Source organism: Polaromonas sp. (genome assembly GCF_029945925.1).
Lineage (GTDB): Bacteria > Pseudomonadota > Gammaproteobacteria > Burkholderiales > Burkholderiaceae_C > Polaromonas.
Genome location: NZ_JAQSDN010000035.1, coordinates 42,715 through 66,350 on the forward strand (window position 1 = coordinate 42,715; position 23,636 = coordinate 66,350).

The window sequence follows — 23,636 nt, forward strand, 5'->3', positions numbered from 1 at the left end:
CGCAAGCTCCGCATCCCCATCCACTTTGCTGCCGGTGATTGCCATCACCATGGGCGATGCAGCGGGCGTCGGCCCCGAGATCATCGTCAAGGCGCTGGCCCGCCCCGCCATCTACGACACATGCCGCCCACTGGTGATCGGCGACGCCGCGCGCCTTGAAGTGGCGGCAAGGATCGTCAAGAAGGATGTGGTCGTCCATCGTGTAGGTCAACCGTTGGAAGCCCTGTTCCAGTCCGGCACCATCGACTGCATCGACTTGCCGCTGATTCCGGCGGACCTGCCTTTCGGCCAACTGTCGAGCATCGCGGGTGACGCAGCCTATCGCTTCATCGCGCGCGCCGTCGAACTGGGCATGGCGCATGAAGTGGACGCGATCTGCACCGCGCCGCTGAACAAGGAAGCGCTTCATGCGGGTGGCCACCGTTTCCCGGGTCACACTGAACTTCTAGCCGCGCTGACAGGCACGCCCGAGGTGTCGATGATGCTGTCGTCTCCGAAGCTGAAAGTGATCCATGTGACCACTCACATGGGCTTGCTCGATGCGATTGAAAAGATCGAGCCGGCCCTGGTCGGCCGCACGATCACCCGCATTCACGACACGCTGCGCCTGTCGGGCATTGATGCGCCGCGCATCGGCGTTTGCGGTATCAATCCGCATGCCGGTGAGAACGGCTTGTTCGGTCGCGGCGAAGAAGCCGAGAAAATCATTCCCGCGATCGAAGCGGCGCGGGGCCGCGGAATCGACGTGCAGGGCCCCTTGCCGGCGGACACGCTGTTCTTTCTCGCCGCGCGCGGCGACTTCGACGGCGTGGTGGCGATGTACCATGATCAGGGGCACGGGCCGGTCAAGGTCATGGGCCTGGAATCGGGCGTGAACGTCACGATCGGTCTGCCGGTGATCCGTACTTCGGTCGACCATGGCACGGCCTTTGACATTGCCGGCACTGGTGTGGCCGATGAAGGCAGCCTGATCGAAGCGCTGCGCCAGGCCATCGCACTGGCGCCACGCAGGGCGCAATCGTAACCGGTGTGGTAACCGGGGGATGAACTGGCTGGGTGACAAGATGGAGAAAAGGAAGCGGCCGTTGTTGGTGCCCGAGCGGCATGCGTTGATCCTGAAACACTTGCAGGACCACGACAGCGCGTCGGTCGAAACCCTGACCTGGCTGACGGGGTCTTCCGAATCGACGATCCGGCGCGACCTGCTGGAGTTGAGTGCGCGCGACAGCGGCTTGCGCCGCACGCATGGCGGGGTGGTCAGCGGCCGGCTTGAATCGTCCACCTACGAGCCGCCCGCCCAGGTGGCAGAGCTACTGAACCGCGCGTCCAAGCAGCGCATTGGCGCCGCTGCCGCTGCGATGATTGCCGACGGTGAAAGCGTCATGTTCGACAGCGGCACCACGGTCATGGAAGCGGCTCGCGTGGCAATCAGGGGCGGACTGAGCATGACCGCGATCACCAACGACCTAGCGATCGCGCAGGTCCTCAACACATCGCCGTCGATCAACGTAATCGTGACCGGCGGCACGGTGCGCCCCCACAGCAATACGCTGTTTGGTCCACCCGCCGCCGAGCTGCTGCAGATGGTGCACGTGGACCTGCTTTTCCTGGGGGCGCATGCGGTTTCGCAGTCCGGGCTGACGGAAAGCTCCATGGAGATTGCCCAGATCAAGCAGCGCATGGTGGCGTCGGCCAAGCGGGTCATTCTGCTGGCCGACCAGTCCAAGTTCGAACGGCGGTCGTTCGCCCACATCTGCGGGCTGGCCGATGTGGATGTGCTGCTGACCGATGCCGCGCCCGGCGCGGCGCTTGCCGAAGAACTGCGCCAGGCTGGCGTGGAAGTCCGGTTGGTCTAGTTTTTTTGGACCGTTGCGAAAGCTCACGATGAACCCACAGGAAAACGCTTCACGCTTTGCCATTGCGCCGCTTGCCGGTTTCGTTGAGGGCCTGTTCAGCGCTGCGGGCCTTGACTACGACAAGGCGGCAATGGTCGCCGAAATCCTGATCGAAGCCGACATGATGGGACATTCGACCCATGGACTTGCCCTGGCGCCTGCCTATCTGGATGCGGCGACGACCGGCTCGATGACCCGCAGCGGCGAGCCGGATGTCGTGGTCGATCGCGGCGCCTGCATCACCTGGAGGGGCAAACGCCTGCCAGGACCCTGGCTGACCGCCAGGGCGGTGGACCTTGCGCTGGACCGGGTCAAGACCTACGGGACGGTGACCGTGGCCATTTCCGATAGCCACCATATCGGCGCGCTGGCCGCGTACCTGCCGCGCGCGACGCGGCGCGGCTGCATGCTGATGATAGCCAGTTCGATGCCATCGCTCGCGGGCGTGGCACCGTTCGGCGGCACGCGACCGGTCTTCACGCCTAACCCGATGGCCGCCGGCATTCCCACCGAAGGCGACCCGATCCTGCTGGATGTCAGCGCATCCATCACCACCCTGAACATGAGCAAGCAACTGGCAAAGGCCGGCAAGCATTTTCCTCAGCCATGGGCGCTGGACACACAGGGAAATCCGAGCGACGACCCGGACGTGGTGATCCGCCAAGGCGGAACACTTCTGCCCGTAGGCGGCCTGGACCACGGGCACAAGGGCTACAGTTGGGCCATCCTTGTGGAAGCGCTGTCGCAGGGTATTGCCGGCTTCGGCCGTGCGGATGGGCCTGCCGGCACCAGCGTGTCGGTGTTCATCCAGGTGATAGACCCCGATGCTTTCGGCGGACAGGCCGGATTCAAGCGGCAGATGAGCTGGCTGGGCGATGCCTGCAGGAACAACCCGCCGCGCCCTGGGGTCGACGCGGTACGCGTTCCCGGCGAGCGTGCAAGCGCTTTGAAGCGCCAGGCGCTTGAAGAGGGTGTTGCACTGTCGCCTTCTATCGTCGCCGGCCTGTCGATCTGGGCCGACAGGTTTTCGATGAAGTGGCCCTGAGCTCGGGGCTCAGGCTCATTCGCCCTGCGAGCCGCGGTGGGCCCATGCCGTGGTGTGTTTTTCGATAAAGCTGAAGATCTCGTACATGACCACCACCAGCCTACGAACTCGCGTCTACGGGTTTTCTTGAGACTCAGCTTTAGGTCCAGGACGTTTTGTTTCATGATGACTTTTATAGCGTATCGCAATTTCAAGAACACAATTTAGGGGAGGTTATGCAGAGTTTCCCTAGCCACCCGAAACTTTTGATTCAGGACAACTGATGAACGATCACACCACCACCGTATCCGCCAGCGTTATCGAAAAAATCAGGCAGGCCGTCGGCCCGCAGGGGGTGCTGACCGCAGCAGCGGACCTTGACCCCTACGTTGTCGACTGGCGCGGCGTTTATCGCGGCACGACTGCGGCCGTGGTGCGCCCCGCGAATACCGCCGAAGTCGCCGCAGTGATGAAGATCTGCGCCGAAACCTGTACGCCCGTCGTGCCGCAGGGCGGCAACACCGGCATGTGCGGCGCATCAATACCCAGTGCCGGTGGCGGTGAAATTGTGCTGGCGCTGGCGCGCATGAACCGCGTGCTCGAGGTCGATCCGCTGAACAACACATTGACGGCCGAGGCGGGTTGCGTGCTCGCCGCAATCCAGCAGGCGGCAGCCGACGCCGATCGGCTGTTTCCGTTGAGTCTCGGCGCAGAGGGCAGTTGTCAAATCGGCGGCAACCTGTCGACTAACGCTGGTGGCATCAACGTGCTACGTTACGGCAACACCCGCGATCTGGTGCTGGGCTTGGAAGTGGTGCTGCCCGACGGCCGCATCTGGAAAGGCCTGCGTGGACTGCGCAAAGACAATACCGGCTACGACCTGAAGCATCTCTTCATCGGCGCCGAGGGAACGCTGGGCATCATTACCGCAGCAACGCTGAAACTGTTTCCCCGCCCCGCTGCCAATGCCACAGCGTGGATGGCGGTGCGCGATCCGGAGGCTGCGCTGCAGTTGCTGGCACTGATGCGCCGCCATTGCAACGACCGCATCACCGCATTTGAACTTATTTCGCGACACAGCCTGGAATTGGTGTGGCAGCACATCCCAGGAACCCGCGATCCGATCGGAGAGCCTCATCCCTGGTACGTGCTGACTGAACTGGCCGATGCCGGCGATGAGTCAGCGCTACGCGCCGACCTCGAGCGTGCGTTGGAAACCGCGCTGAATAAAGAACTGGTTGTCGATGCAGTCATCGCGGAAAACCACACCCAGGCGCAAGCCCTGTGGCACTTGCGCGAATCGATCCCCGAGGGCGTGCGCCAGGCACCGGCGATGGTCTACCGGCACGACATCGCCGTGGCTGTCGGCCGCATCCCCGAATTCATCCGCGAGGCGCAAGCTGCGCTGGAAGCGCGTTTTCCGGATGTGCAGCTGATCTGCTTCGGTCATCTCGGCGACGGCAATCTGCATTACAACGCTTATCTACCCGACCGCCTGCGCAGCGATGCTGCAGCGCGCGACGCGCATGACGTAACCGAAACGGTTTATGACATCGTCCAGCAGTACGGCGGCAGCTTCAGCGCCGAGCACGGCATCGGCCTGTCGAAGGTGGCTGAATTGGCGCGTTACAAAAGTCCGGTAGAACTGGACCTGATGCGTACCGTCAAGCACGCGCTGGACCCGCAAGGGCTGCTAAATCCGGGAAAAGTGCTGTAGGCCGGATGGCTCAGGGTCCTCTCGTTTTCAGTGCAATAACTGGCGGTACGCAAAGCCAGCACTGGCGCGTGTTTTGTCGCGTTAGCTGTCGGCGCCGATCGAATATTGACCCCCCGGGTAGCTGCTTTTTGAATCGGCAACTGTGGATAAGTGTACTCAATGCTCGGTTTTTGGCGTCCTTCCTGTCTTGGTGGTTTTGAATTGGAATCAAGCAAGGGGGAAAGGAGCGAAGGGCGTAGCCCGTAGCGGATTTCTCCCTTGCCGCCCTTCAGAATGGCTCGCCCGTCGCTGCCGCGCTGAGGCCCTTGCGCTTTTGCTCACGCGCTTTGATGCGCGACTTGGCCGCCATGCTGCTGTGCTGGAAACGGTATGACTCGTTTCCTGTCTCCACGATGTGGCAGTGATGGGTATGCCGGTCCAGCAACGCCGTCGTCATCTTGGGGTCAACAAGGGGTCCTCTCGTTTTCAGTGCAATAACTGGCGGTACGCAAACCCAGCACTGGCGCGGGGGTGGTGTTGGTAGATCGTTGATTCTGTTGGCTTTCCTGTTCACCTTCAAATCCGGGATTCGTGGCGTCAAACCGTGATCGGTTTCATCCATTGGTGCCAGTTATCGGTCCTCCCTGCCGCGAGGGCAGGATTTGGTCGGCATAACGGTCAACAGGAAAGCGGAACACGCCTCGCAGGTTGATGCTTTCCAGCCTGGTGGGAGCAATTTTTCCGATCAGTTCGGGCGGAATCACCTGCCGACGGTTCGACCAGCGATCCAGAACTTCCTGCATTTGTGAGGTATTCCACGCCATGACGATGTTGGCCAGCAGACTCAACGCGTCGGCCACAGCCTGCATTTCGTCCACAAGTTTGGCCTGTGCCGGGCTGATCCGGCCGGTGTAAATAGCGCGCTTGAGGGCGTTGACCGCCTCCCCCCGGTTGAGCACCCGGCGCAATTCATTCCTGAAAGCGTCCTTAACAAAGTAGTCGGCAAGGAACGCGGTTCGCAGCAAACGTCCCAATTGCACGCCAGCGTCATAGATGGGATCACCCTGGGCAGCAGAGCCAAACCGCGCCAGTGCTGCCACCGCACTGGCGTGACCACTCATGACCGAGGCCGCCAAGTGCACCAGGCTGTCCCAATGCTTTTCGATCAGGGCAACGTCAACATTGGCCTCGCACACCGCAGCTATTTCGGCTGACACCCTGGCGCCGCGAGGCACGAACAGGTGGCGTTGTTTCAATTCCTTCAACCGCGGGCAAAGATCAAAGCCCAACAACCGGGCCAGTGCCATCGCGAAGTCAGTGTAGCCGTGGGTGTCCACCGCAAGCTGGCTGGTCTCAAGCCGCTCCTGGCGGATGACGCCCTCAATGGCCACGCCCGCCTGGCGTTCATTGAGCACGAAGGGCTGCGCATGGAAGATGCCCCAGCGGTCCCGCACATGGGAGTAAATGCCAACGGAGGGTGTATTGCGTCGGGGATCAAGCCGGGCTTGCCACACCCGCTTGGTTGTCTCCATGCTCATCATGTCAGAAGACGCCAGGTCTGAACGGCCCCAAGTGGCAGCAATCGGGTGGCGTTGCATAGGACGATGCCACTCAGAGACTGGAAAGCTGCATTGACCCGGTTTACCATCCAGTTCGAGGAGAGAATGCCCAAGACTTAACGCTCGCCCCGTTTACACAAAATTCGGGACACCCTCCGCGCCGTGGTCGCAATCACCTTCCTGGCATTGGCGGCGATATCGTTGGAAGGACGCCTGAGCCGGGCGGCGGCAAATGGCCAAGGTGGATGCCGACGGATGCCGGGCGGCAGGGACAGCGGCACGACCGGCGCACGGGCCGGCTGGGTATGGAAAGCTTGCATGGGGTCGTTTCGGTCTGGGCTCATGGGCCAGTCTTCCTACTGGACAACTGTATTTATGCAAGGGGTATCCGCTTAGCTCCACTAGGCCGTTTCAGCCGCTTCTTCGGCGGGCAGCACGATGTCGGCATAAGTCACCGGATCGGTAAGCACAGCTTGCTGCATCAGCCGGTAGAACAGCATCCCGCGGGAGCTGGAGGTGCGGCGGTTAAATCGAAAGACGAAGTCGTCCAGGTAGGCGTCCAGGTGTTCGGGCTGGACCGAACCGTGGTGGGTGCCCAGAATCCAGCGTTTAATCAAAGAGGCCACCCGGTGCACCCCGGCCCTGGAAACGTGGGCCGGCACATCCGAGCCCAGCATGACATTGCGCTGATGCTCATAGCCCAACTCGGGCAGCGATCGGTAGGCGGCCGAGCCATCGGTTTTGAGCGTCGAGCCGGTCTCTATGCAGGCTTGAACGAAGGGCACGATGAACTCTTCAGAGTCCTTGTCGATGCGGCGCAAACGGATCCGCCCGAACCCCTTGGGTTGTAGTATCTCCACCGCCAGCACGATCAATACTTTGCTCGTGTTGTTCTTGCGTCCCGCTGGGGAAATGGGCTGCTTGCGGTCCGTGATGGCCAGGTAGGTCTCGTCAACTTCGACCACGCCCTTGAGCCGTTCGCGGTCGGGCCGCACCATTGCCCGGCGGAACCGGTGCAGCATGGTCCAGGCGGTCTGGTAGCTTCCCAGGCCGAGCACCCGCTGCAGCCCCAAGGCGCTCACGCCTTGCTTCTGGTTGGTCACGTACCACGCTGCGGCCAGCCACACTTTCAAGGGCGTGCGGGTCTTGTCGAAGATGGTGCCGGCAGTGACGGTGCTTTGGTGGCCGCAGTCCTTGCACAGCAGCCGCGTGCGGCTGGCACGGTACGGCGCCGCCGTCATGGAGCCGCAGCTCGGGCAGATGAAACCCTGCGGCCAGCGCAGGCGCTCCAGGTAGGCCAGGCAGGCGTCCTCGGAAGAAAACCAATCAAGGAATTCACTCCAGGTGCGCGGATAGTCGTTGACAGGGACTGGACTCATTGCTGTATATTTGTCCAGTGTATTCTACGCTCTGTGGAGCTAATCGGATACCCCTTATTTATGCACAGTATCATAAATCTTATGGAAGACATCCCTCCCACTCAATGGGTCATCCAATGTGCCGAGCGCCTACATGAGCGCTGGCAGACGGTGGAACCTGCGCAACTGGAAGAGGTGGCGATGGAGCTTTGGCATGATGAACAGTTGCGTTCGCTACCGCCAGCAGAGGCCGCATCGCTGTGGCTAAGACCTGTGGCCTGCCAGCAGCCATAGCGCAGACGCCTCCGAGGCCAGCCGCACCGGCCCGCAAGCAGCTTGCCGCTGGCCTCACACCGCACCCACGTGCGCACAATGCCAGGCCGGCTCAGCGACTTATGATGGAACTTCCGTTGATTCCACCCAGAAGTCATGCCCAATATCGCAACCATCCTGAAAACAGAAATCTCCCGCGTGGCGCGCAAGGAAGCCCGGGCAGATACCCAACATTTGAAAAAGGCGTCTGCCCATCACCGCTCGGACATTGCCGCCCTGAAACGCCGGCTCACCACTCTCGAGCAACTCGTCGCCCGCCTGGTCAAGGCTGCAGCCAAAACAGCTCCGCCCGCCGAAGTCGAGCAGCCTGCAGGCGCCTTCCGGTTCAGCGCCAGCGGCCTGCAGGCGCAAAGAACGCGGCTGGGCCTGTCGGCTTCGGAAGCCGCCCTGTTGCTCGGCGTGTCCGATCAATCCGTCTACAAGTGGGAAAACGGGAAGACGCGGCCACGAGCCAGCCAGTTTGCTTCGATTGCTGCGTTACGAGGGATGAGTAAGAAAGAGGCTGCTATTCGGCTTGATGCATCGTCGCGCTAACTATCGACAATGTTCGATTATCGATAGTCAGCCGCTGCGACTGCTTTCGCTGCGAAGCAGTCGTCGGCTCTTGCCGACCGTAGGACTGCATTGGGCCCTTTGCCGCCGTGCGTGCTGCGCCGGGGGGCGTCCGTTACGCAGCGTAAGCAGGTATTGACCAAGGACAGCTATCTGGAAGCTCAATCGCAAATTTTGGTTTGCCTATCAGAGGTCGTTCATGGTAGCCAGCTTCGGGTCCGAAGCGGGCGTTTAACCGTCGCCATAGCGGACGCTACATCCCTCAACCCACCCGGCACAACTGCATCTGGCAGAAAACATCGAAGGTTGCAACGGTATTTTCGATCCCCAGCGCATGTGGTTTCCCCGCATTTCAGTAGAAACGCAGGGGCATATGATCCAATCCCGCAAGGCCTAAAAATCCTCGCAACACGACTTCTCAATCACCTTTCAGGCATGAAAAAAAACCATATGAAAATGAAAACTGCAATTGTGACCGCTTCCCTCATGACCGCTATCACTGCCTTCGCTCAAAACAAACCAGTTGTTCATTTCATTGCGACAGGTGGAACGATCGCCATGAAGATCGATCCCGTGAAGAACGCTCCGGTGCCGGCGATCTCGGGCGATGACTTACTGGCCACAGTTCCCGATATAGGCAAGTACGCGACTATCCACGTGAACAATTTGTCGAACGTGCCTTCGGATTACATGGATCCGGCTCGTTGGGTGCAGCTAAGCAAGGCAGTGCAAACCTCTCTTGATAGCAATGAAGTGGCTGGCGTGATCGTGTCGCACGGCACAGACACGCTGGAAGAGACCGCCTTCTGGCTGGACTTGACCGTGAAGTCGTCCAAGCCTGTGGTCCTGATCGGTGCCCAGCGCAATGCATCACAGTCCGACTTTGATGGTCCACGTAACCTGCTGAATGCCGCCCGCATCGCTGTGGATGGGAAATCCAAGGGCATGGGTGTGATGCTGGCCATGAACAACCAGATCAACTCCGCGCGCTACGTGAGGAAGACGCATACGGGCAATGTGGAGACCTTCAACTCTGGCGACTTTGGCTTCCTCGGTGAGGTCTACCAGGACCGCGTCATGTACGCCAATGCGCCGGTGCGTCGCCAGCATATCGAGATTCGAACCGACAAGATGCCTGAAGTGGAAATCATCGCCATGTACGGCGGTGCCGACGGATGGGCTATTCGCAATGCTGTCGATCGCGGTGTCAAAGGCATCGTGGTCCAAGCCCTGGGTATGGGCAACATGAACGCCCCGATGTTCGAGGCCGTGAAGTACGCGCTCTCCAAGGCGGTTCCCGTGGTGATCTCGACCCGCGTCGACAATGGCCGCGTGTTGCCCAACTACGGCTTCATCGGCGGTGGCAAGACTACTTTCGACGCGGGTGCTGTGATGGCTGATGACCTCAAGCCGGCTAAGGCGCGCATCCTGCTGATGCTCTTGCTACAAAGCGGCGTGAAGGACAAGGCGGCCTTGCAAGCGGCTTTCGATCGCTGAGATTCCTAAAGGAAAACAAGTCAGTAGTGACTACCAACAAGGTGGTCGCTACTGGCATTTAGGTAGAAGATGGTTGGTATGCGCCAGTACCTTTTGGGGTATTCAAACCGCCACTTGGCTCTTCTGCGGAAGCAAGGTCTCGATGTACTGCAGATGCATTGGGAATGCACCGCATAAATAGGCTCTCTTCCGACCGCATTGTGGCGCTACCGACGTCGGAGATCGTTACAAGGAACTTAAAGCCTGCTTCAATCATGAAGCAGAGATCGCCTGCTAAGACGCGCCCCAAGCCACGCGATTGCGTCCATCATGCTTCGCTTCATACCAACATTGGTCAGCGACGGCAGTCACATCGAAGTTGAGGATGCACTTGAAATCGCTGTGCAGACAGAAAGAGCGATACCCCATTGGACTTCAGTTCACCTCAGTCATGGCGCCTGGAGCCAGGGATCTCTGGTTTTACTGCTCGACACCCGTCACCGGTACCCATTCTCCATTCCTGGCAGACGCTGCCCCCGCTATCAAGCGCATATCGAAGAAGCGCGATGTCGCCATACCAAGTGGCGGTGTTGAACACCCCTGCTTCGTCGGTTGCGAAGTCATAGGCTTCGCCAAGGAGGTCAAGAACGCCCCTCGTATCGCGTTCTCTTGTCAGTGCGGTGAAGCTGTCTTCCTGCTGGCGATTCACACTTTTTTTCGAAATTGGGCTGGCTTGGCAATGACCGCTCCTGGCCGAGAGCGGACGTTAGCGCTCAGCGCCATCACGCTGCAAATAGAAGGCCCGCAAAAGCTGCTCCTGTTTCAAACGTAGACCCCATAACGCATGCGCAACAAAAGTTGAGCGACCTGCGCGATGCCATCTATCGTTTGCATGAGATCAACGGGCCTACGCTGGTCCAGGCCCATCGCGGGGGCCATCAACCACTGCTCGGCAGCCGCGATGCTTCCGAGCTCTTCAACAGCCAGGACGCGTACTTTGAAATCCAGCTGCATCAAGCGGTCGTAGTCTGAGCTTCCGAATTCGTGCCCAACTTGAGCCATATTTAGCCATTCCTGCTCCTCAGAAAACTGCCAGAGAAATCTTGAGTGAAAAAGTTGGCCCACGATACGCTTTCTTTTTCTTCTACTCACTTCTGGTCTCCTTCGAAGACTTCCCTCGGGTCATCGTATTCTTCTGCGCGCTGCGTGTTAGAGATCAATGCCGTCCGGCGCCTGATTGCGAGCCAGGCCCTTGTGATTTGGCGTGACCCCACGATGCGGTCGGTGATATCAGTCGAAAAATGATGTTTCTGGGTGTCGCTTGTGGCGTCCATCGGGTTGCGCAGACGCCAGGTTGTGGAAAGCACGATGTCCACCTGCGGAAATTCGCGCAGGATGCCTTCGATCGAGTTGCGCTGCCAAAACTTGAACTGGGCGACGCAGGGATCAGGACGGAGCGCACCATCGAATTCAAGAAAAAGAGTCATTCAGTTTTCCCGGTGTTCGATCGCCCTGTCGTCATGCGCGTCAGGTGTTGGCGGAACAGATCTTCGTCGGAAGGCATGAAGCCATCACCACCGTCCACCTTCATGAGGTTGGGGCAACCGGGTAAGAACCATTCATCCCTATCATCCAAAGCCAGCCAGGGCGTCCGGACTGACCGGTTCGACTTGAGCCAGGCGCAGCATTCGAGCTCGCGCGTGTAAGGAAGGGCATCAAGCCCATTTTCCTGAAGGCGCCCTAAAAATGGTGTGACGCCAACAACTCGCGGAGCAATGTCCGGAGAAAAATGGCGCCGCAGTTGCGCGACCGCGACCGCGTCGGCGTCACCCATCCAGTCCAGGCGCCAGGTGGAAGAAATGACGATATCTACAGCGGGGAAATCCCGAAGGACGGCTTCAATGAGCGGCAATTGAGTGAAGGCCTCCTTGGGCAAGGAAGGCTCGGAGTGCAGCACGCCATCGAAATCAAGGAAGAGAACCGGGTTCATGGCGCTACATCCTTTACCAAAAGTTTGAGAAATTGCCTGAACTGGCCGTGCGGATCACCGCAAAGAAGAATGAGGTCGTCGGTTTTCATATGGACTGGTGCTCGTTGGGGTTTTCGTACAAATGATTGAATCTTCTGATGTCTGCTCTGCAATTCTTGCCCTGCTTCTAATTGATCGCTTCAGTGCAACAAAGTCCGCGGCGCTGCGTGTGCTTCATCTGCCAGCAGCACGTCACGCGGCAAGTCCATAACGTCCACGCTGCGCCCTCCCCGCCTGACGGCCGATGCCGCCGCCGAGGAGGTGGCCTGATATATCTCCCGCGCACTGAGGTGCGCGACTGCCGCAATGAAGCGCCGGTCTGGCGGTGTTCTCCAGACGCTTCCCGAATCCTTCATCGCCTGTGCCACCACCGAAATGGCCACCAGCATCGCCTGCTCCGCCGTAGGCATGGTGATCAGGAACTCTTTCATCCGGGATCTGAGCGTGGGTGCGATCAGCCAGGGGTAGTTTGCGGTAGCGATCCAGGTAATGAAGCTGGCGTCCAGTTCGATGTCCACACTGAGGTCGCGCACCCCGACCGCTGAAACCGGCTCCAGCAAGGAGTGCAGCACCGCAGTGGGGGAAGCCATACTTCCGCTGGAGCCTTGACCCCGGCTGGCTTTGTCCAGCTCGTCCAGGATCACAACCGGATTGGCGTAATCGCCCATCGCCAGTAGCTCGAACACCAGACCGTAGCGGGTGTTGCTCCAGGTAATTTCAGATCCCAGCAACGCCGAGGAGGTTTCTGCCTGGTCCATGGGATGTCGGCGCACCGGGACATGAAGCACGGAAGCCAATGCTTCGCAAAAGTGCGTTTTCCCAACGCCCGGGGGCCCGAACAACATCATGGGCGGGATGCGCACGGGGCGGCGGCTGGCTTTCTGCAGTGAGATGCGGTCAGCCACGAACTGGATCACCTCCGAGAAGTGGGGGTGAGATTGTTCCAGCGCAAGTACGTCGTCGATGCTGCGAGCCAGCCCCATCCGCCGCAAAACCCCCTTGGGTTCGAGCTGGGCGAAGAGTTTTTCGTTGCGCTTTGTCACGTCTGAGTCCGTGGCCGCCCCACCCTTTTCCAGCTTTTTGATGGCCTCGCGGCTGTAGACGGCCAATCGCCCTTTTTTTGGAAGTTCTGCGACCTGCTTGCAGAAGCCCGCCGGGCTCATGATGCTCGTGGTAAGTGCACCCCGGCGCGTGGGCTGGGCTGGCTTGCCCTCAGGTGTGGCTGATCCTTGCGCGTCCTGCTCCTTTGTATCTTCCCCAGACGGCATTTGTTCGGAAGACTGAAGGATCGAAGGCGGGGCCCGTCGATGGGTGAATTTGCCACGCGCCTCTTTATGGATATTTCCCAGGTCCTCCAGTTCGTCCTTCAGCTCCACAGGTATCAGGATCCTGGGCAGGTCGGTGTAGTCCAGGATGGTCCTCAAGCGCAAGTACACTGGAGATTCGAGTCGCCGGCGACCAGGACGAGGTGGCGTCGTAAAACTCGGCGGGTTCCGCTTCTGGGATGCTTCCACAGGCTTGTCGTTGCTGGCATCGGGCGAAGCCTCCTGCTCCGACAACCGAGCGTCAGCACTCCCGCCTCCCTGCTCCGCCCGGCCCTCGTCCCCGCAACCGATCGGCAAATTGTCTTTTCTGGAATAGTTCATCGTGCACTCCTTCACTTCAAGGCGCGTAGCTTGAGGTAGTGCGCCACGCGCACCGCTTCCACGTCAGTCGGCACACCGCGCGGTCCAAAGCGGCGACTGATCTGGCCGTTCAGGCAGAACGAGATTGCCACCAGCGCTTCCAGTCGTTTGCGCACCAGATATGCGCGCAGCCGCTGGATCACAAGCAAGGCCTTCGGTCCAGAGTAATTCAGGGTGTAAACCTGCTTGTTGTGCTCAAGCTTGCGTTTGACGTCATAAATCACGCCATCCACATCGACACAGCGACGGAAGTGCTCCAGCGTTTGCCGGCAGTTCTGGACGATGGAGACAATCAGCCGGTAGATCGGCCTGCGATTGCGGAACGGCTGCCTGATGACCGCAATGCAGCCGTCGCCGTCGAGCATGCCGGCGGCCCATTCCAGGCTGGGGCGCGGTGCGTCCATATCGTTGCAGCGGTCGAGGTCGGCGCGCAGGCCGGACAGGCGCTGGAGTGGGTCGGCCTCGCTCACGGCCAGGGCGTTCGATCCGCACTCGCCGACTGCGTCACCTGCGGGCTCTCCGCCCTCCTCGGGCTGCCGTGTTTTGGGCAGGCCATCCCCCGTTGATTGGCTCTCCACTTTCAGCTCTGCGAATTCAGCAATGGAATCAGAGGGAGCACTTACTTGCGCCAGAGACACCTGAGAGGCGCTGTTCTTCGAGTCGGCGTTCGCGAAAAGATCGGGATGCTTGTCGCTCGTCCCCACCGGCGCAGTTCTGACCTGCACCATCGATTCCCGCACTTGCGACAGCGCATCGCCCAAGGCGCATCCCATACGCGAGAGCACCGGGTCCATAGGATTGGCGCTCAGCGGTCCGCGCTTGCTGCCCACGCGATACGGCCAGAAGGGCTCCTGTCCGAGCAGCTCGAGCAAGTCGGCTGCATCCTGCTGCTCCAGTTCCTCGAAGCGCTTGATCAGCGCGCCCAGGAAGGTAGCGGTCAGCGGATGGGCGCAACGCGTGTCGGCCTCTGAAACCTCGCTTTTTGGGCCATATCCATTGTTTGACGCCAAACCCGGCAACCGCTCGGGCGCCGTCAGTTCACCCAGGTCGCTGATGAGACACGCCAGCCTCGTCAGCGAAGCTTCGTCGCGTTGCAGGTCGATCGGCTCCAGCATCACGGCCGCGCGGATGCCGCAGCTCAGGGTGTGTCCGCTGGATGCGCCTTCGTTCGTTGCCGAGCGTCCGGCGACGTTCGCCGTGAGCTTGTGCTCGATGTCCGGGCGGCTGATGGCGGCCATGAACACCGCCTGGTGGACCGGCTTCATGCTCGCCAGCACCCGGTGCAAGTCGCACTCTGCGCCGTGCGGCAGGCCGAGGTTGTCGAGCAGCCAGGGGGTGGCGGCCGGTCCCTTGCGGGTCACGCCCACGCGCTGCACCGCGAGGGCATCGTCCGGGAAATTGTGAACTGCCCGCTTGCTAAGCTTCAAAACATAAACACCAGCACTGGGCAAGCAGATTGCCGCGTCCGGCGTGGGGAACACTACTGTCTGGTCACCGCAGACCAGGCGAGCGATGGAGACACACGAGGGGTCGGCTTCTTGAAGTTGATCTTGGCCTTGGACATCGAGGTTCTGGCCGTAGTGGCCACAAGGTGTGGGCTTGCTCACCAGCGCCGTGACGCGCACCACCGCCCCCGGATCGGCCAAGTGACCCAGGGCGTTGGTCGACTCCTCCAGCGGATCGGAGTAATAGAAGCTCAGGCCAGAATTTTCTTGCGTCGATGCACCTACGGGAGCGGATGCTGCAGCGCGGGCAACGCGTTCACGTACCTGGGCATCGAATTGATTGAGGTCGGCAGCGAGGATTTTGAGGATGTTGATGGTCATGTCGGTTCCTGTGATTTGTTTGTATGAAAAGGTTTGAAGCGAGGTTTCGTTCGGTCTTGGGTTTTGTTTAGGCAAAGCTCCGCCTGCCTGCCTGCCTGCCTGCCTGCCTGGCTGGCTGGTTGGTTGGTTGGTTGGTTGGGCACCTTTGCCCTGCCGGCTAGTCGGCGGCTCAGTCGACTTGCGCTTTTTCATTCATGATGATTTCCTGTTTAAGCTGATGAGCCTTGGAAAATTGGGGCAAAGGCTTCCCCGCACCGCTGCAAATGGGTTTGCGGCAGCAGCTGTTGGGGGCAGATATAAGGGGTTTAGTGGAGGGCCGGAGTAGCTAGGCAGCGCGCTGGCTGATACCGCGGCCCACATGCGCCGGGCGGAGGCTGGGGTTCACTGCCGCCATAGGTCGGCGAAATTACGATGCCCTCCCTCGGAGCGGGGCGTGTCTGGTTTACGCTGTTGGGCATCACCGAACGCGCGCCATGAATACCGCGCGGTTTGGGGACAGGCTGAGGCGCTAGGTCCTGAATCGGAACGTAAAGGCCGCCGTCCCCGCCGCCCTGCAGATGACCACTGGCGATGACCAGTGGCCCTGCCGACAGACGACTGGCGAGCAGGCGCTCCATGGCCGAACCATCTTGGCGCGTCAGGTTGGGCACATAGCGGCTGTAAACCCGAAACAGCATCTCAGTGCTGGTGTGGCCCAGTTGACGGGCAATCCATTCGGGCGCCTCCCCTGATGCCAGCCAGAGCGTGGCAGCGGTATGGCGCATCTGGTACGGGCGGCGCTTGTCCAGCCCGAGGTTTCGCAGCAAGGGATACCAGATCCGGTCCGAGAAGTTCTTGTTGTCCAGCGGCGTGCCCAACAGGTTGCAGAACACATATTCGGACACCTTGCCGGTAGCCTTGTACTGCTCCTGCAGAGCATCGAACACCGGCTGGCTCATCTGGATGTCGCGCTGGCTGCCATCGGTCTTGGTGTACTCGTCTTCGCCAAGGACAAAGGTCTCCCGCACGCGGATCACGCGCAGGTCGAAATCGACGTATTTCCATTTCAGGCCGTGAACTTCGCCGGTACGCATGCCGGTGAAGAACCTGGTCACGAAGTACTGCTTGTAGTCGATCCGGACGGTCCCTAGGATGCGCTGGACATCCGTCAGGCTGAAAGGGGCAACGTCTGTTTTACGTAAACGCAAGCGTTTGATGTTGGTCGTCGGTGACGTAAACTCGAATCGGTCGGCTGCTTCCGCCAATATCTGATTGAGCGTGCCAATGATTTCATTGATGCGCTTGGGTGAGAGTCCTTCTTTTTCTCCGCGGCCTTTGACTTTTGCGAGTGTGGCGCGGAAAGCGAGAATGTCAGACTTGGAGATTTGGCCGACCGCCTTTCCTCCAAAGTGAGGGATCAGGCGGCTGTTCAACGTAGATAGCAAGGAACGGATGTGACTCCGCCGCCATTCGATGCTGTGCTCATCAACCCATTGGTTGGCGAAGGCTTGAAACAAGGGAGTCATTGCCCCTGGCTCGACCGCCGGATTTGTAATGGCCACTGTGACAGTTTCAGCTACGGGTGCGTCAACCGCCCCCATCGCCGTCGGCGACAGACGCTTGAGGGCTTTGCTGTTGGGGAAGTAGTTGGCATATACGAAGGTTCCAGCCGCGATCTCGGACTCGATCTTGGCGAGAACTTTTTCGAGCTTTTTTCGGTTGGCGGGGGTGTCGGTCAGCAACGTGTATTCACGGCATCGCTCACCTTTGTGGCGAAAGTCGAAAAATAACGCGCCGTTGGGCTTGTGTACTCGAACATTAGGCATGGAGGACGCCTCCATTTGCCATCGGGATTCCAACCATTCCGACTGGCCTGATCCGTGACTCCACCATCATGTCACGCTGAATGCTTTCCCATATGTAGAGAATCTTTCGCCCACCAAAGGGACGGAAGTAGTGGACGCCCTCCAACAGTACGCTGTCCTTGAGTCTCTCGCGGATGGTGCGAACGTCATATTTGATACGTGCGGACAGCTCATCTGTGGTCAAAAACTCTGAACTCATTTTCATTCCTTTTGCTAACATTGATATTGGTAGACATCTTTATATTAAGCGAAACAAATGAATTGTCAACATGTCTACCGAAATAAACTTTAGTTAGCTAGAATTGAGTTTTTCGCTCATTCGCCATGGAACGCAGTCAACTTAACCTTCGGATCTCCGATCAACTCGGAAAGTTGATTGATGCAAAGCGCATTGAGCTTTCCGCTCAAATGGGGACTATTCCGTCCCGATCCGACATCTTGCGTTTTGCATTGGAGATGTATCTAGACATAGACCTATCAGATAGCGAAATGGATCGCAGAAAGTCGCCTGCTAAAGGCTCAAAGGCGTGAAAAGCCGGTTGAGCGAATTAGGCTGTCAAGAACGCCCCGTTGGCGCCAGGTTACCGCTCTCCCGACAAAAACAAGGGAGATCACTGTCATGACCTACAAAGCGCAACGTGCCCTGGAGCTGCTCCGGATCGGCTCCGGTCGAGCCGACGCCACCTTTCGTCAGGACCAAGAAGACGCCATTTGCCACATCGTCGAAGGCAAAGGCCGCTTGCTGGTCGTGCAGAAGACCGGGTGGGGCAAGAGCTTTGTCTATTTCATCGCGACCAAGTTGCTGCGGGAAGCGGGTGCCGGGCCTGCGTTGTTGATCTCGCCGCTGCTGGCGCTGATGCGCAACCAGATCGTTGCGGCAGAGCGGATGGGAGTGCGTGCCGCCACCATCAACTCCGACAACATGGACGACTGGACGGCGGTCGAGGGCAAACTGGCCAAAGATGAAATCGACATTCTGTTGATCTCGCCCGAGCGGCTTGCAAACGAGCGCTTCCGTACCCAGGTGTTGGCGGGTATCGCCGCACAAATTTCTATGCTGGTCATCGACGAAGCGCACTGCATTTCCGATTGGGGGCATGACTTCCGCCCTCACTACCGACTGCTGGAGCGCATCGTCAAGACGCTGCCACCCAATCTTCGACTGCTCGCGACTACGGCGACTGCCAACAACAGGGTGATGGAAGACCTCGCTGCGGTGCTCGGGCCCAAGCTCGATGTGTCGCGTGGCGATCTCAATCGCACCTCACTTTCTTTGCAGACCATCTGCCTGCCCAGCCAAGCCGAGCGTCTTGCATGGCTGGCGGAGCAACTCGCCACGTTGCAAGGCCACGGCATCATTTACACGCTTACGGTGCGTGATGCCAACCAAGTCGCTGAATGGCTCAAGACTCAGGGCTTCAACGTAGAGGCTTACACCGGCGAAACCGGTGATCGCCGAGAGCAACTGGAACAGGCGCTGCTCAATAACCAAGTTAAAGCGCTCGTTGCTACGACGGCTTTGGGCATGGGTTACGACAAACCCGACCTGGCGTTTGTCATCCACTATCAGATGCCGGGCTCAGTTGTCGCCTACTACCAGCAGGTTGGTCGCGCAGGACGTGCGCTGGACTCCGCTTACGGTGTTCTGCTCAGCGGCGAGGAAGAGTCTGACATCACGGACTGGTTTATTCGAAGCGCTTTCCCGACCCGACAGGAAGTTGCCGATGTCCTGGGGGCGCTTGAAGAAGAGCCCAATGGCTTGTCCGTTCCTGAGCTGCTAAGCCGAGTCAACCTCAGCAAGGGGCGTGTCGAGAAGACGATTGCGCTGCTTTCCCTCGAAGCGCCAGCACCCATCGCCAAGCAAGGCAGCAAGTGGCAACTCACGGCGGCAACGTTGAGCGAAGCGTTTTGGAATCGAGCGGAACGACTCACTGCGCTGCGGCGTGACGAACACAAACAGATGCAAGACTACGTCAGTTTACCTTTTGGTGATCACATGGGTTTCCTGATCGGCGCACTCGACGGCGATCCAAGTGTTGCCACGAGACCTGCTTTACCGCCATTGCCTGGAGCCGTGGATACCGAACTGGTCAAAGCTGCCGTTGCGTTTCTTCGTCGAACCAGCTTGCCTATCGGGCCGCGCAAGAAATGGCCAGATGGAGGGATGCCCCAATACGGCGTCAGAGGATTCATCGCAGCCGCCCATCAGGCTGAACCTGGCAAAGCGCTCTGCGTCTGGGGCGATGCCGGATGGGGTGGCTTGGTTCGACAGGGCAAATACCACGACGGCCAATTTTCCGATGACCTCGTTGCTGCGTGCGTGAAGATGATCCAGGAGTGGAATCCGCAACCGAGCCCGACCTGGGTGACCTGCGTTCCTTCGCTTCGGCATCCCGAATTGGTACCGAATTTCGCGCAACGCTTGGCTGCTGCGCTGGGTCTGCCGTTTCATATGGTCATCGCAAAAACAGACGCAAGGCCCGAACAGAAAACGATGGCAAACAGTACACAACAGGCGCGCAACATTGATGGTTCGCTCGCCCTCAACGGCCAGCCCATTCCTCCCGGGCCAGTCCTCCTGGTGGATGACATGGTCGATTCGCGGTGGACGCTGACAGTGTCAGCGTGGCTCCTCCGCAAGAGCGGCAGTGGCGCGGTTTGGCCGATGGCCCTCTCACAAACGGGGCACGACGAATGACGCCAGTCCTCTCACCCAACACCCAGGCGATCCTGCTGCTGACTGCGCCGCTCATTGCCGGACGAGGCACTGTTTCATCCGATCTGCTCTCGCCTGGTGAATACAAACGTCTCGCGCGTCATTTGCGGGAGATTCAACGTCAGCCAGCCGATCTTGTCTCGCCGGACGCGGCTGAGATCCTGCGTGCCTGCCAACCGGTGATTGACGAGAACCGGCTGCAGAAATTGTTGGGGCGTGGCTTCCTCCTCAGCCAAGTCATCGAGCGCTGGCAAGCACGGGCCATCTGGGTGGTTAGCCGCGCGGATGCCGAGTACCCCCGTCGCTTGAAGGCACGCCTGAGAGAAGACGCCCCGGCGGTCATCTACGGCTGCGGCGACATGGGCTTACTGGAGTCAGGTGGTCTCGCCGTCGTCGGATCTCGTCACGTAGACGATTCGTTGATCGACTACACAATGGCCGTGGGCCGATTGGCGGCTCGGGCTGGAAGGACGCTCGTGTCCGGTGGCGCCAAGGGCATCGACCAGGCCGCCATGCGTGGAGCACTCGAAGCTGGCGGCAAGGTCAGTGGCGTTTTGGCGGACAGTCTGGAAAAGACCGCCATGAACCGCGAGCACCGCAACCTGCTGCTCGATGGTCAACTGGTGCTGATTTCGCCCTACGACCCGAGCGCCGGGTTCAATGTCGGCCACGCCATGCAGCGGAACAAGCTGATTTATGCATTGGCAGACACCTCACTGGTGGTGAGTTCCGACCTAAACAAAGGCGGTACTTGGACCGGTGCTGTCGAGCAGCTCGACAAACTCAAGTTTGTCCCAGTCTTCATTCGATCGACGGGTGAGGCTTCCGCTGGGCTGGATGGTTTGCGCATGAAGGGAGCACTTCCCTGGCCGAACCCGCAAGACGTGGATTCTTTCGAAGTAGTGTTTAACGTAGCGATGACAACTCCGACTGCCTCACCACAGGTTGGTTTTACGCTGTTTTCGAACGAAGAGCCATCGGCGGCTGATGCCAAGCCAAAGGTGCCCGTGCCGCGGGAAGCCGCGCCAGGGCTTCAGGCCGGGAGTGAGCCATCGGTGACGATTGACGTTATTCCCGATGCGCAGACACCTGCTGCGGCATCGGAGGAACTGCCGCCAGTCACACCGGAGGCCGTAGCGCCGATAGATGATGCCAAGGAATCTCCGCAGCTGGGATCGACCCCTTCCGAAGTGCTCTTCGCTGCCGTGCGCGCTGCGATTCAGCAGCTTTTGAGTGCGCCGATGAAGGACGTCGAAGTGGCGGCCGCGCTGGACGTTTCCAACGCGCAGGCCAAGACATGGTTGCAGCGTCTGGTCGATGAAGGCGTATTGGAAAAGCAGAAGAAGCCTGCGGGCTACATCGTCAAGCAAAAGCGGCTGTTCGAGTAACCGATGAAGACCAAACAAGAACACAAGCCGCAGTGCGACGGCATCGAGATAGAAGGGCCATGCGTTTGAGCGACCAACTGATCACCCTCAGCCAGCTTGAGTCCCACCTCTGGGAATCCGCCAACATCCTGCGGGGCCCGGTGGATGCCGCTGACTTCAAGACATACATCTTTCCGCTTCTGTTCTTCAAGCGCATTTGCGATGTCTGGGACGAGGAATACCAGGAAATCGTTGACGACACGGGGGACGAACAACTGGCATGGTTCCCGGAGTCGCACCGTTTCCAAATCCCCGAAGACTGTCACTGGAACGACGTCCGCACCAAGGCGATCAACGTGGGCGCAGCGCTACAGCGCGCCATGCGCGAGATTGAAAAGGCCAACCCAGACACCCTGTATGGCGTGTTTGGCGACGCTCAGTGGTCGAACAAGGAGCGGTTGTCGGACGCCTTGCTCAAGGACCTGGTCGAGCACTTCGCCATGCTCCCATTTGGCAACCAGAACGTCAATTCAGACTTGCTCGGCGACGCCTACGAATATTTGATCAAGAAGTTCGCCGACGCCACCAACAAGAAGGCCGGCGAGTTCTATACCCCGCGCAGCGTCGTACGGCTGATGATCGACATGCTCGACCCCAAGGAAGCCGAGACCATCTACGACCCGGCCTGTGGCACCGGCGGCATGTTGCTGGCCGCTGTACAGCACGTGAAAGAACAGCATGGCGACGTCAAGCGGCTGTGGGGCAAGCTGTACGGTCAGGAAAAGAACCTCACCACCTCATCCATTGCAAGGATGAACCTGTTTCTGCACGGGATCGAGGACTTCCAGGTTGTCCGTGGCGACACGCTGCGCAACCCGGCCTTCTTCGAGGGCGATCGGTTGGCCAGCTTCGACTGTGTCATCGCCAATCCGCCGTTCTCGCTGGAGAAGTGGGGTGAGGACCTGTGGCTGAACGATCCCTATGGTCGCAACTTTGCCGGACTTCCTCCATCGTCGAGCGGTGACTTCGCCTGGGTACAGCACATGGTCAAGTCGATGGCTGAGGTGACCGGCCGGATGGCTGTGGTGTTGCCCCAAGGCGCTTTGTTTCGCAAGGGCATGGAGGGCACCATCCGCCGGAGACTGTTGGAGATGGACCTGGTCGAGGCAGTGATCGGGCTCGCGCCGAATCTGTTCTATGGCACTGGGCTTGCCGCGTGCATCCTGGTCTTGCGCAAACGCAAGCCAGTCAAGCATAAGAGGAAGGTGCTGATTGCCGATGCCTCACGCCTGTTCCGCAGGGGCCGTGCTCAAAACTATTTGGAACCCGAGCACGCCGCCGTCATTCTCGGCTGGTATCGCGGTTTTGCCGACGTGCAGGACGGAGCCCGGGTGGTCAGTCTCGACGAGATCAAAGCAGAGGACTGGACGCTTAGCATTTCGCGCTACGTTCTGCCGCCACTGCAAGAAGGTATTTCGCCGCTGCCTGAAGCGGTTGCCGCCTTCAAAGAGGCGTTGACACGTTGTCGCGAAGCTGAGGAGCGCCTGTCTGCGGTGATGGACAGCGGCGGTTGGTTCAAAGAGAAGGTGGCCGTATGAAAGCCCTGGAATTGATCGAAGCCCTGGGCAAAAAGCTGGGAACGAATTCTCAATTAGAGCTTGCCGCTGTGCTGGGTGTGACTGTGGGTACGCTGATTAACTGGAAGAACCGAGACGAGGACCTTAGTCCCTCGCAAGTTGCTTCAGCGCTGGCCAAGTCGCAGTCTGCGGCAGTGCAAAAAGCTCAATTGGAAACGATCCAGCCCATTGTTGAGTTCTACCGCATCGAAAAGTGCCTGACGAAGCGCGAGTCGCGCTGGCAGGTTTTCGACAGCAGCAAGGACTCCATCCTCTACGCGCAGGGCCTCAAGGCTGCGCTGGACGACAGCTATGGGATTTATATCTTCTACGACTCTCGCGGCCATGCACTTTATGTTGGTAAGGCTCGCGAGCAAACGATCTGGAAGGAGATGAATCTGGCCTTCAACCGCAAGCGTGATGTACAGACCATCGCTTTGGTTCACCACCCTGAGCGTAACCAGGAGTTCAAGCCGGGCTACGAAAAGTTACGCCAGCCCAAGGACACGCAGTTGGAGTTGTTTGATCTCGCTTGCTATTTCAGCGCGTACGACGTGGACGAGGGGATGATTGATGACTTGGAAGCATTGATGGTACGAGGCTTTGCCAACAACCTGTTGAACGTGCGCATGGAAACCTTTGCCCATATGAAAGCCTGAG

At 59.4% G+C, this 23,636-nt stretch carries 18 protein-coding genes and 3 pseudogenes; 11 read left to right on the plus strand and 10 right to left on the minus strand.

Features of this window, described 5'->3' with window-relative positions:
* Positions 1-49 precede the first annotated feature (49 nt).
* The 4 genes from pdxA (at position 50) to PSV40_RS09140 (ending at position 4,636) form a co-directional block, all read left to right on the plus strand.
* On the plus strand, positions 50-1,024 hold the full coding sequence (gene pdxA / locus PSV40_RS09125) for a 4-hydroxythreonine-4-phosphate dehydrogenase PdxA (protein ID WP_366914994.1): 975 nt from the start codon (positions 50-52) through the stop codon (positions 1,022-1,024).
* Between the two features lie 19 nt (positions 1,025-1,043).
* Entirely contained in the window at positions 1,044-1,856 is an 813-nt protein-coding gene (locus PSV40_RS09130) for a DeoR/GlpR family DNA-binding transcription regulator (RefSeq protein WP_300536753.1), read from the plus strand.
* Positions 1,810-2,940, plus strand: coding sequence for an Ldh family oxidoreductase (locus PSV40_RS09135; protein ID WP_300536755.1), 1,131 nt, complete (start codon positions 1,810-1,812; stop codon positions 2,938-2,940). Before PSV40_RS09130 ends, PSV40_RS09135 begins: the two co-directional genes overlap by 47 nt.
* Positions 2,941-3,202: 262 nt before the next feature.
* Positions 3,203-4,636, plus strand: coding sequence for an FAD-binding oxidoreductase (locus PSV40_RS09140; RefSeq protein WP_300536756.1), 1,434 nt, complete (start codon positions 3,203-3,205; stop codon positions 4,634-4,636).
* A gap of 268 nt (positions 4,637-4,904) precedes the next feature.
* Here the strand turns inward: PSV40_RS09140 and PSV40_RS09145 are convergent.
* From PSV40_RS09145 to PSV40_RS09155, 3 pseudogenes are all read right to left on the minus strand, one after another.
* A pseudogene (locus tag PSV40_RS09145) lies at positions 4,905-5,081 on the minus strand (ATP-binding protein); the annotation flags it as partial.
* A 148-nt stretch (positions 5,082-5,229) separates the two neighbouring features.
* A pseudogene (locus PSV40_RS09150) lies at positions 5,230-6,213 on the minus strand (Tn3 family transposase); the annotation flags it as partial.
* A gap of 362 nt (positions 6,214-6,575) precedes the next feature.
* Positions 6,576-7,602: pseudogene (locus PSV40_RS09155) on the minus strand (IS1595 family transposase).
* Between the two features lie 401 nt (positions 7,603-8,003).
* On the opposite strand from PSV40_RS09155, the gene PSV40_RS09160 reads away from it, so the two are divergent.
* The 3 genes from PSV40_RS09160 to PSV40_RS09170 all read left to right on the plus strand — a co-directional run bounded on the left by PSV40_RS09160 (position 8,004) and on the right by PSV40_RS09170 (position 10,725).
* Positions 8,004-8,399, plus strand: coding sequence for a helix-turn-helix transcriptional regulator (locus PSV40_RS09160; protein ID WP_366914987.1), 396 nt, complete (start codon positions 8,004-8,006; stop codon positions 8,397-8,399).
* 468 nt (positions 8,400-8,867) lie between these two features.
* Entirely contained in the window at positions 8,868-9,914 is a 1,047-nt protein-coding gene (locus tag PSV40_RS09165) for an asparaginase (RefSeq protein ID WP_300537048.1), read from the plus strand.
* A gap of 370 nt (positions 9,915-10,284) precedes the next feature.
* Positions 10,285-10,725: a hypothetical protein gene (locus PSV40_RS09170; protein WP_300536760.1), complete on the plus strand. Its 441-nt coding sequence runs from the start codon at positions 10,285-10,287 to the stop codon at positions 10,723-10,725.
* Here PSV40_RS09170 and PSV40_RS09175 read toward each other — a convergent pair.
* From PSV40_RS09175 to PSV40_RS09205, 7 genes are all read right to left on the minus strand, one after another.
* Positions 10,716-11,045, minus strand: coding sequence for an MbcA/ParS/Xre antitoxin family protein (locus PSV40_RS09175; protein WP_300536762.1), 330 nt, complete (start codon positions 11,043-11,045; stop codon positions 10,716-10,718). The two genes, PSV40_RS09170 and PSV40_RS09175, sit on opposite strands and share 10 nt — an antisense overlap.
* On the minus strand, positions 11,042-11,380 hold the full coding sequence (locus PSV40_RS09180) for an HAD domain-containing protein (RefSeq protein ID WP_300536764.1): 339 nt from the start codon (positions 11,378-11,380) through the stop codon (positions 11,042-11,044). The genes PSV40_RS09175 and PSV40_RS09180 overlap by 4 nt, the downstream gene beginning before the upstream one ends.
* Positions 11,377-11,883, minus strand: a complete 507-nt coding sequence (locus PSV40_RS09185; protein WP_300536766.1) for an HAD domain-containing protein — start codon at positions 11,881-11,883, stop codon at positions 11,377-11,379. Before PSV40_RS09185 ends, PSV40_RS09180 begins: the two co-directional genes overlap by 4 nt.
* A gap of 179 nt (positions 11,884-12,062) precedes the next feature.
* Positions 12,063-13,568: an AAA family ATPase gene (locus PSV40_RS09190; protein WP_300536768.1), complete on the minus strand. Its 1,506-nt coding sequence runs from the start codon at positions 13,566-13,568 to the stop codon at positions 12,063-12,065.
* 11 nt (positions 13,569-13,579) lie between these two features.
* Positions 13,580-15,433, minus strand: coding sequence for a hypothetical protein (locus tag PSV40_RS09195; protein WP_300536770.1), 1,854 nt, complete (start codon positions 15,431-15,433; stop codon positions 13,580-13,582).
* Between the two features lie 305 nt (positions 15,434-15,738).
* The gene (locus PSV40_RS09200) at positions 15,739-17,238 is read right to left on the minus strand and encodes a DUF3596 domain-containing protein (RefSeq protein ID WP_300536772.1); all 1,500 of its coding nucleotides are present in this window, start codon (positions 17,236-17,238) and stop codon (positions 15,739-15,741) included.
* The gene (locus tag PSV40_RS09205) at positions 17,231-17,476 is read right to left on the minus strand and encodes a hypothetical protein (protein WP_300536773.1); all 246 of its coding nucleotides are present in this window, start codon (positions 17,474-17,476) and stop codon (positions 17,231-17,233) included. Before PSV40_RS09205 ends, PSV40_RS09200 begins: the two co-directional genes overlap by 8 nt.
* 420 nt (positions 17,477-17,896) lie before the next feature.
* Between PSV40_RS09205 and PSV40_RS09210 the strand changes: the two genes are divergently transcribed.
* The 4 genes from PSV40_RS09210 to PSV40_RS09225 are packed head-to-tail and all read left to right on the plus strand — an operon-like array spanning position 17,897 to position 23,635.
* The gene (locus PSV40_RS09210; RefSeq protein WP_300536775.1) at positions 17,897-19,975 is read left to right on the plus strand and encodes a RecQ family ATP-dependent DNA helicase; all 2,079 of its coding nucleotides are present in this window, start codon (positions 17,897-17,899) and stop codon (positions 19,973-19,975) included.
* Entirely contained in the window at positions 19,972-21,381 is a 1,410-nt protein-coding gene (locus PSV40_RS09215) for a DNA-processing protein DprA (protein WP_300536777.1), read from the plus strand. The genes PSV40_RS09210 and PSV40_RS09215 overlap by 4 nt, the downstream gene beginning before the upstream one ends.
* A 59-nt stretch (positions 21,382-21,440) precedes the next feature.
* Entirely contained in the window at positions 21,441-22,958 is a 1,518-nt protein-coding gene (locus PSV40_RS09220) for a class I SAM-dependent DNA methyltransferase (protein ID WP_300536778.1), read from the plus strand.
* On the plus strand, positions 22,955-23,635 hold the full coding sequence (locus PSV40_RS09225; protein WP_300536780.1) for a hypothetical protein: 681 nt from the start codon (positions 22,955-22,957) through the stop codon (positions 23,633-23,635). Before PSV40_RS09220 ends, PSV40_RS09225 begins: the two co-directional genes overlap by 4 nt.
* Position 23,636: the final 1 nt, after the last annotated feature.

Bases quoted from the DNA above. Each gene is read 5' to 3' on its own strand.
- pdxA (WP_366914994.1), top strand. From the start codon at position 50: ATGGGCGATGCAGCGGGCGTCGGCCCCGAGATCATCGTCAAGGCGCTG.
- PSV40_RS09130 (WP_300536753.1), top strand. From the start codon at position 1,044: ATGAACTGGCTGGGTGACAAGATGGAGAAAAGGAAGCGGCCGTTGTTG.
- PSV40_RS09140 (WP_300536756.1), top strand. From the start codon at position 3,203: ATGAACGATCACACCACCACCGTATCCGCCAGCGTTATCGAAAAAATC.
- PSV40_RS09165 (WP_300537048.1), top strand. From the start codon at position 8,868: ATGAAAATGAAAACTGCAATTGTGACCGCTTCCCTCATGACCGCTATC.
- PSV40_RS09180 (WP_300536764.1), bottom strand. From the start codon at position 11,380: ATGACTCTTTTTCTTGAATTCGATGGTGCGCTCCGTCCTGATCCCTGC.
- PSV40_RS09185 (WP_300536766.1), bottom strand. From the start codon at position 11,883: ATGAACCCGGTTCTCTTCCTTGATTTCGATGGCGTGCTGCACTCCGAG.
- PSV40_RS09190 (WP_300536768.1), bottom strand. From the start codon at position 13,568: ATGAACTATTCCAGAAAAGACAATTTGCCGATCGGTTGCGGGGACGAG.
- PSV40_RS09195 (WP_300536770.1), bottom strand. From the start codon at position 15,433: ATGACCATCAACATCCTCAAAATCCTCGCTGCCGACCTCAATCAATTC.
- PSV40_RS09200 (WP_300536772.1), bottom strand. From the start codon at position 17,238: ATGCCTAATGTTCGAGTACACAAGCCCAACGGCGCGTTATTTTTCGAC.
- PSV40_RS09205 (WP_300536773.1), bottom strand. From the start codon at position 17,476: ATGAGTTCAGAGTTTTTGACCACAGATGAGCTGTCCGCACGTATCAAA.
- PSV40_RS09210 (WP_300536775.1), top strand. From the start codon at position 17,897: ATGACCTACAAAGCGCAACGTGCCCTGGAGCTGCTCCGGATCGGCTCC.
- PSV40_RS09215 (WP_300536777.1), top strand. From the start codon at position 19,972: ATGACGCCAGTCCTCTCACCCAACACCCAGGCGATCCTGCTGCTGACT.
- PSV40_RS09220 (WP_300536778.1), top strand. From the start codon at position 21,441: ATGCGTTTGAGCGACCAACTGATCACCCTCAGCCAGCTTGAGTCCCAC.
- PSV40_RS09225 (WP_300536780.1), top strand. From the start codon at position 22,955: ATGAAAGCCCTGGAATTGATCGAAGCCCTGGGCAAAAAGCTGGGAACG.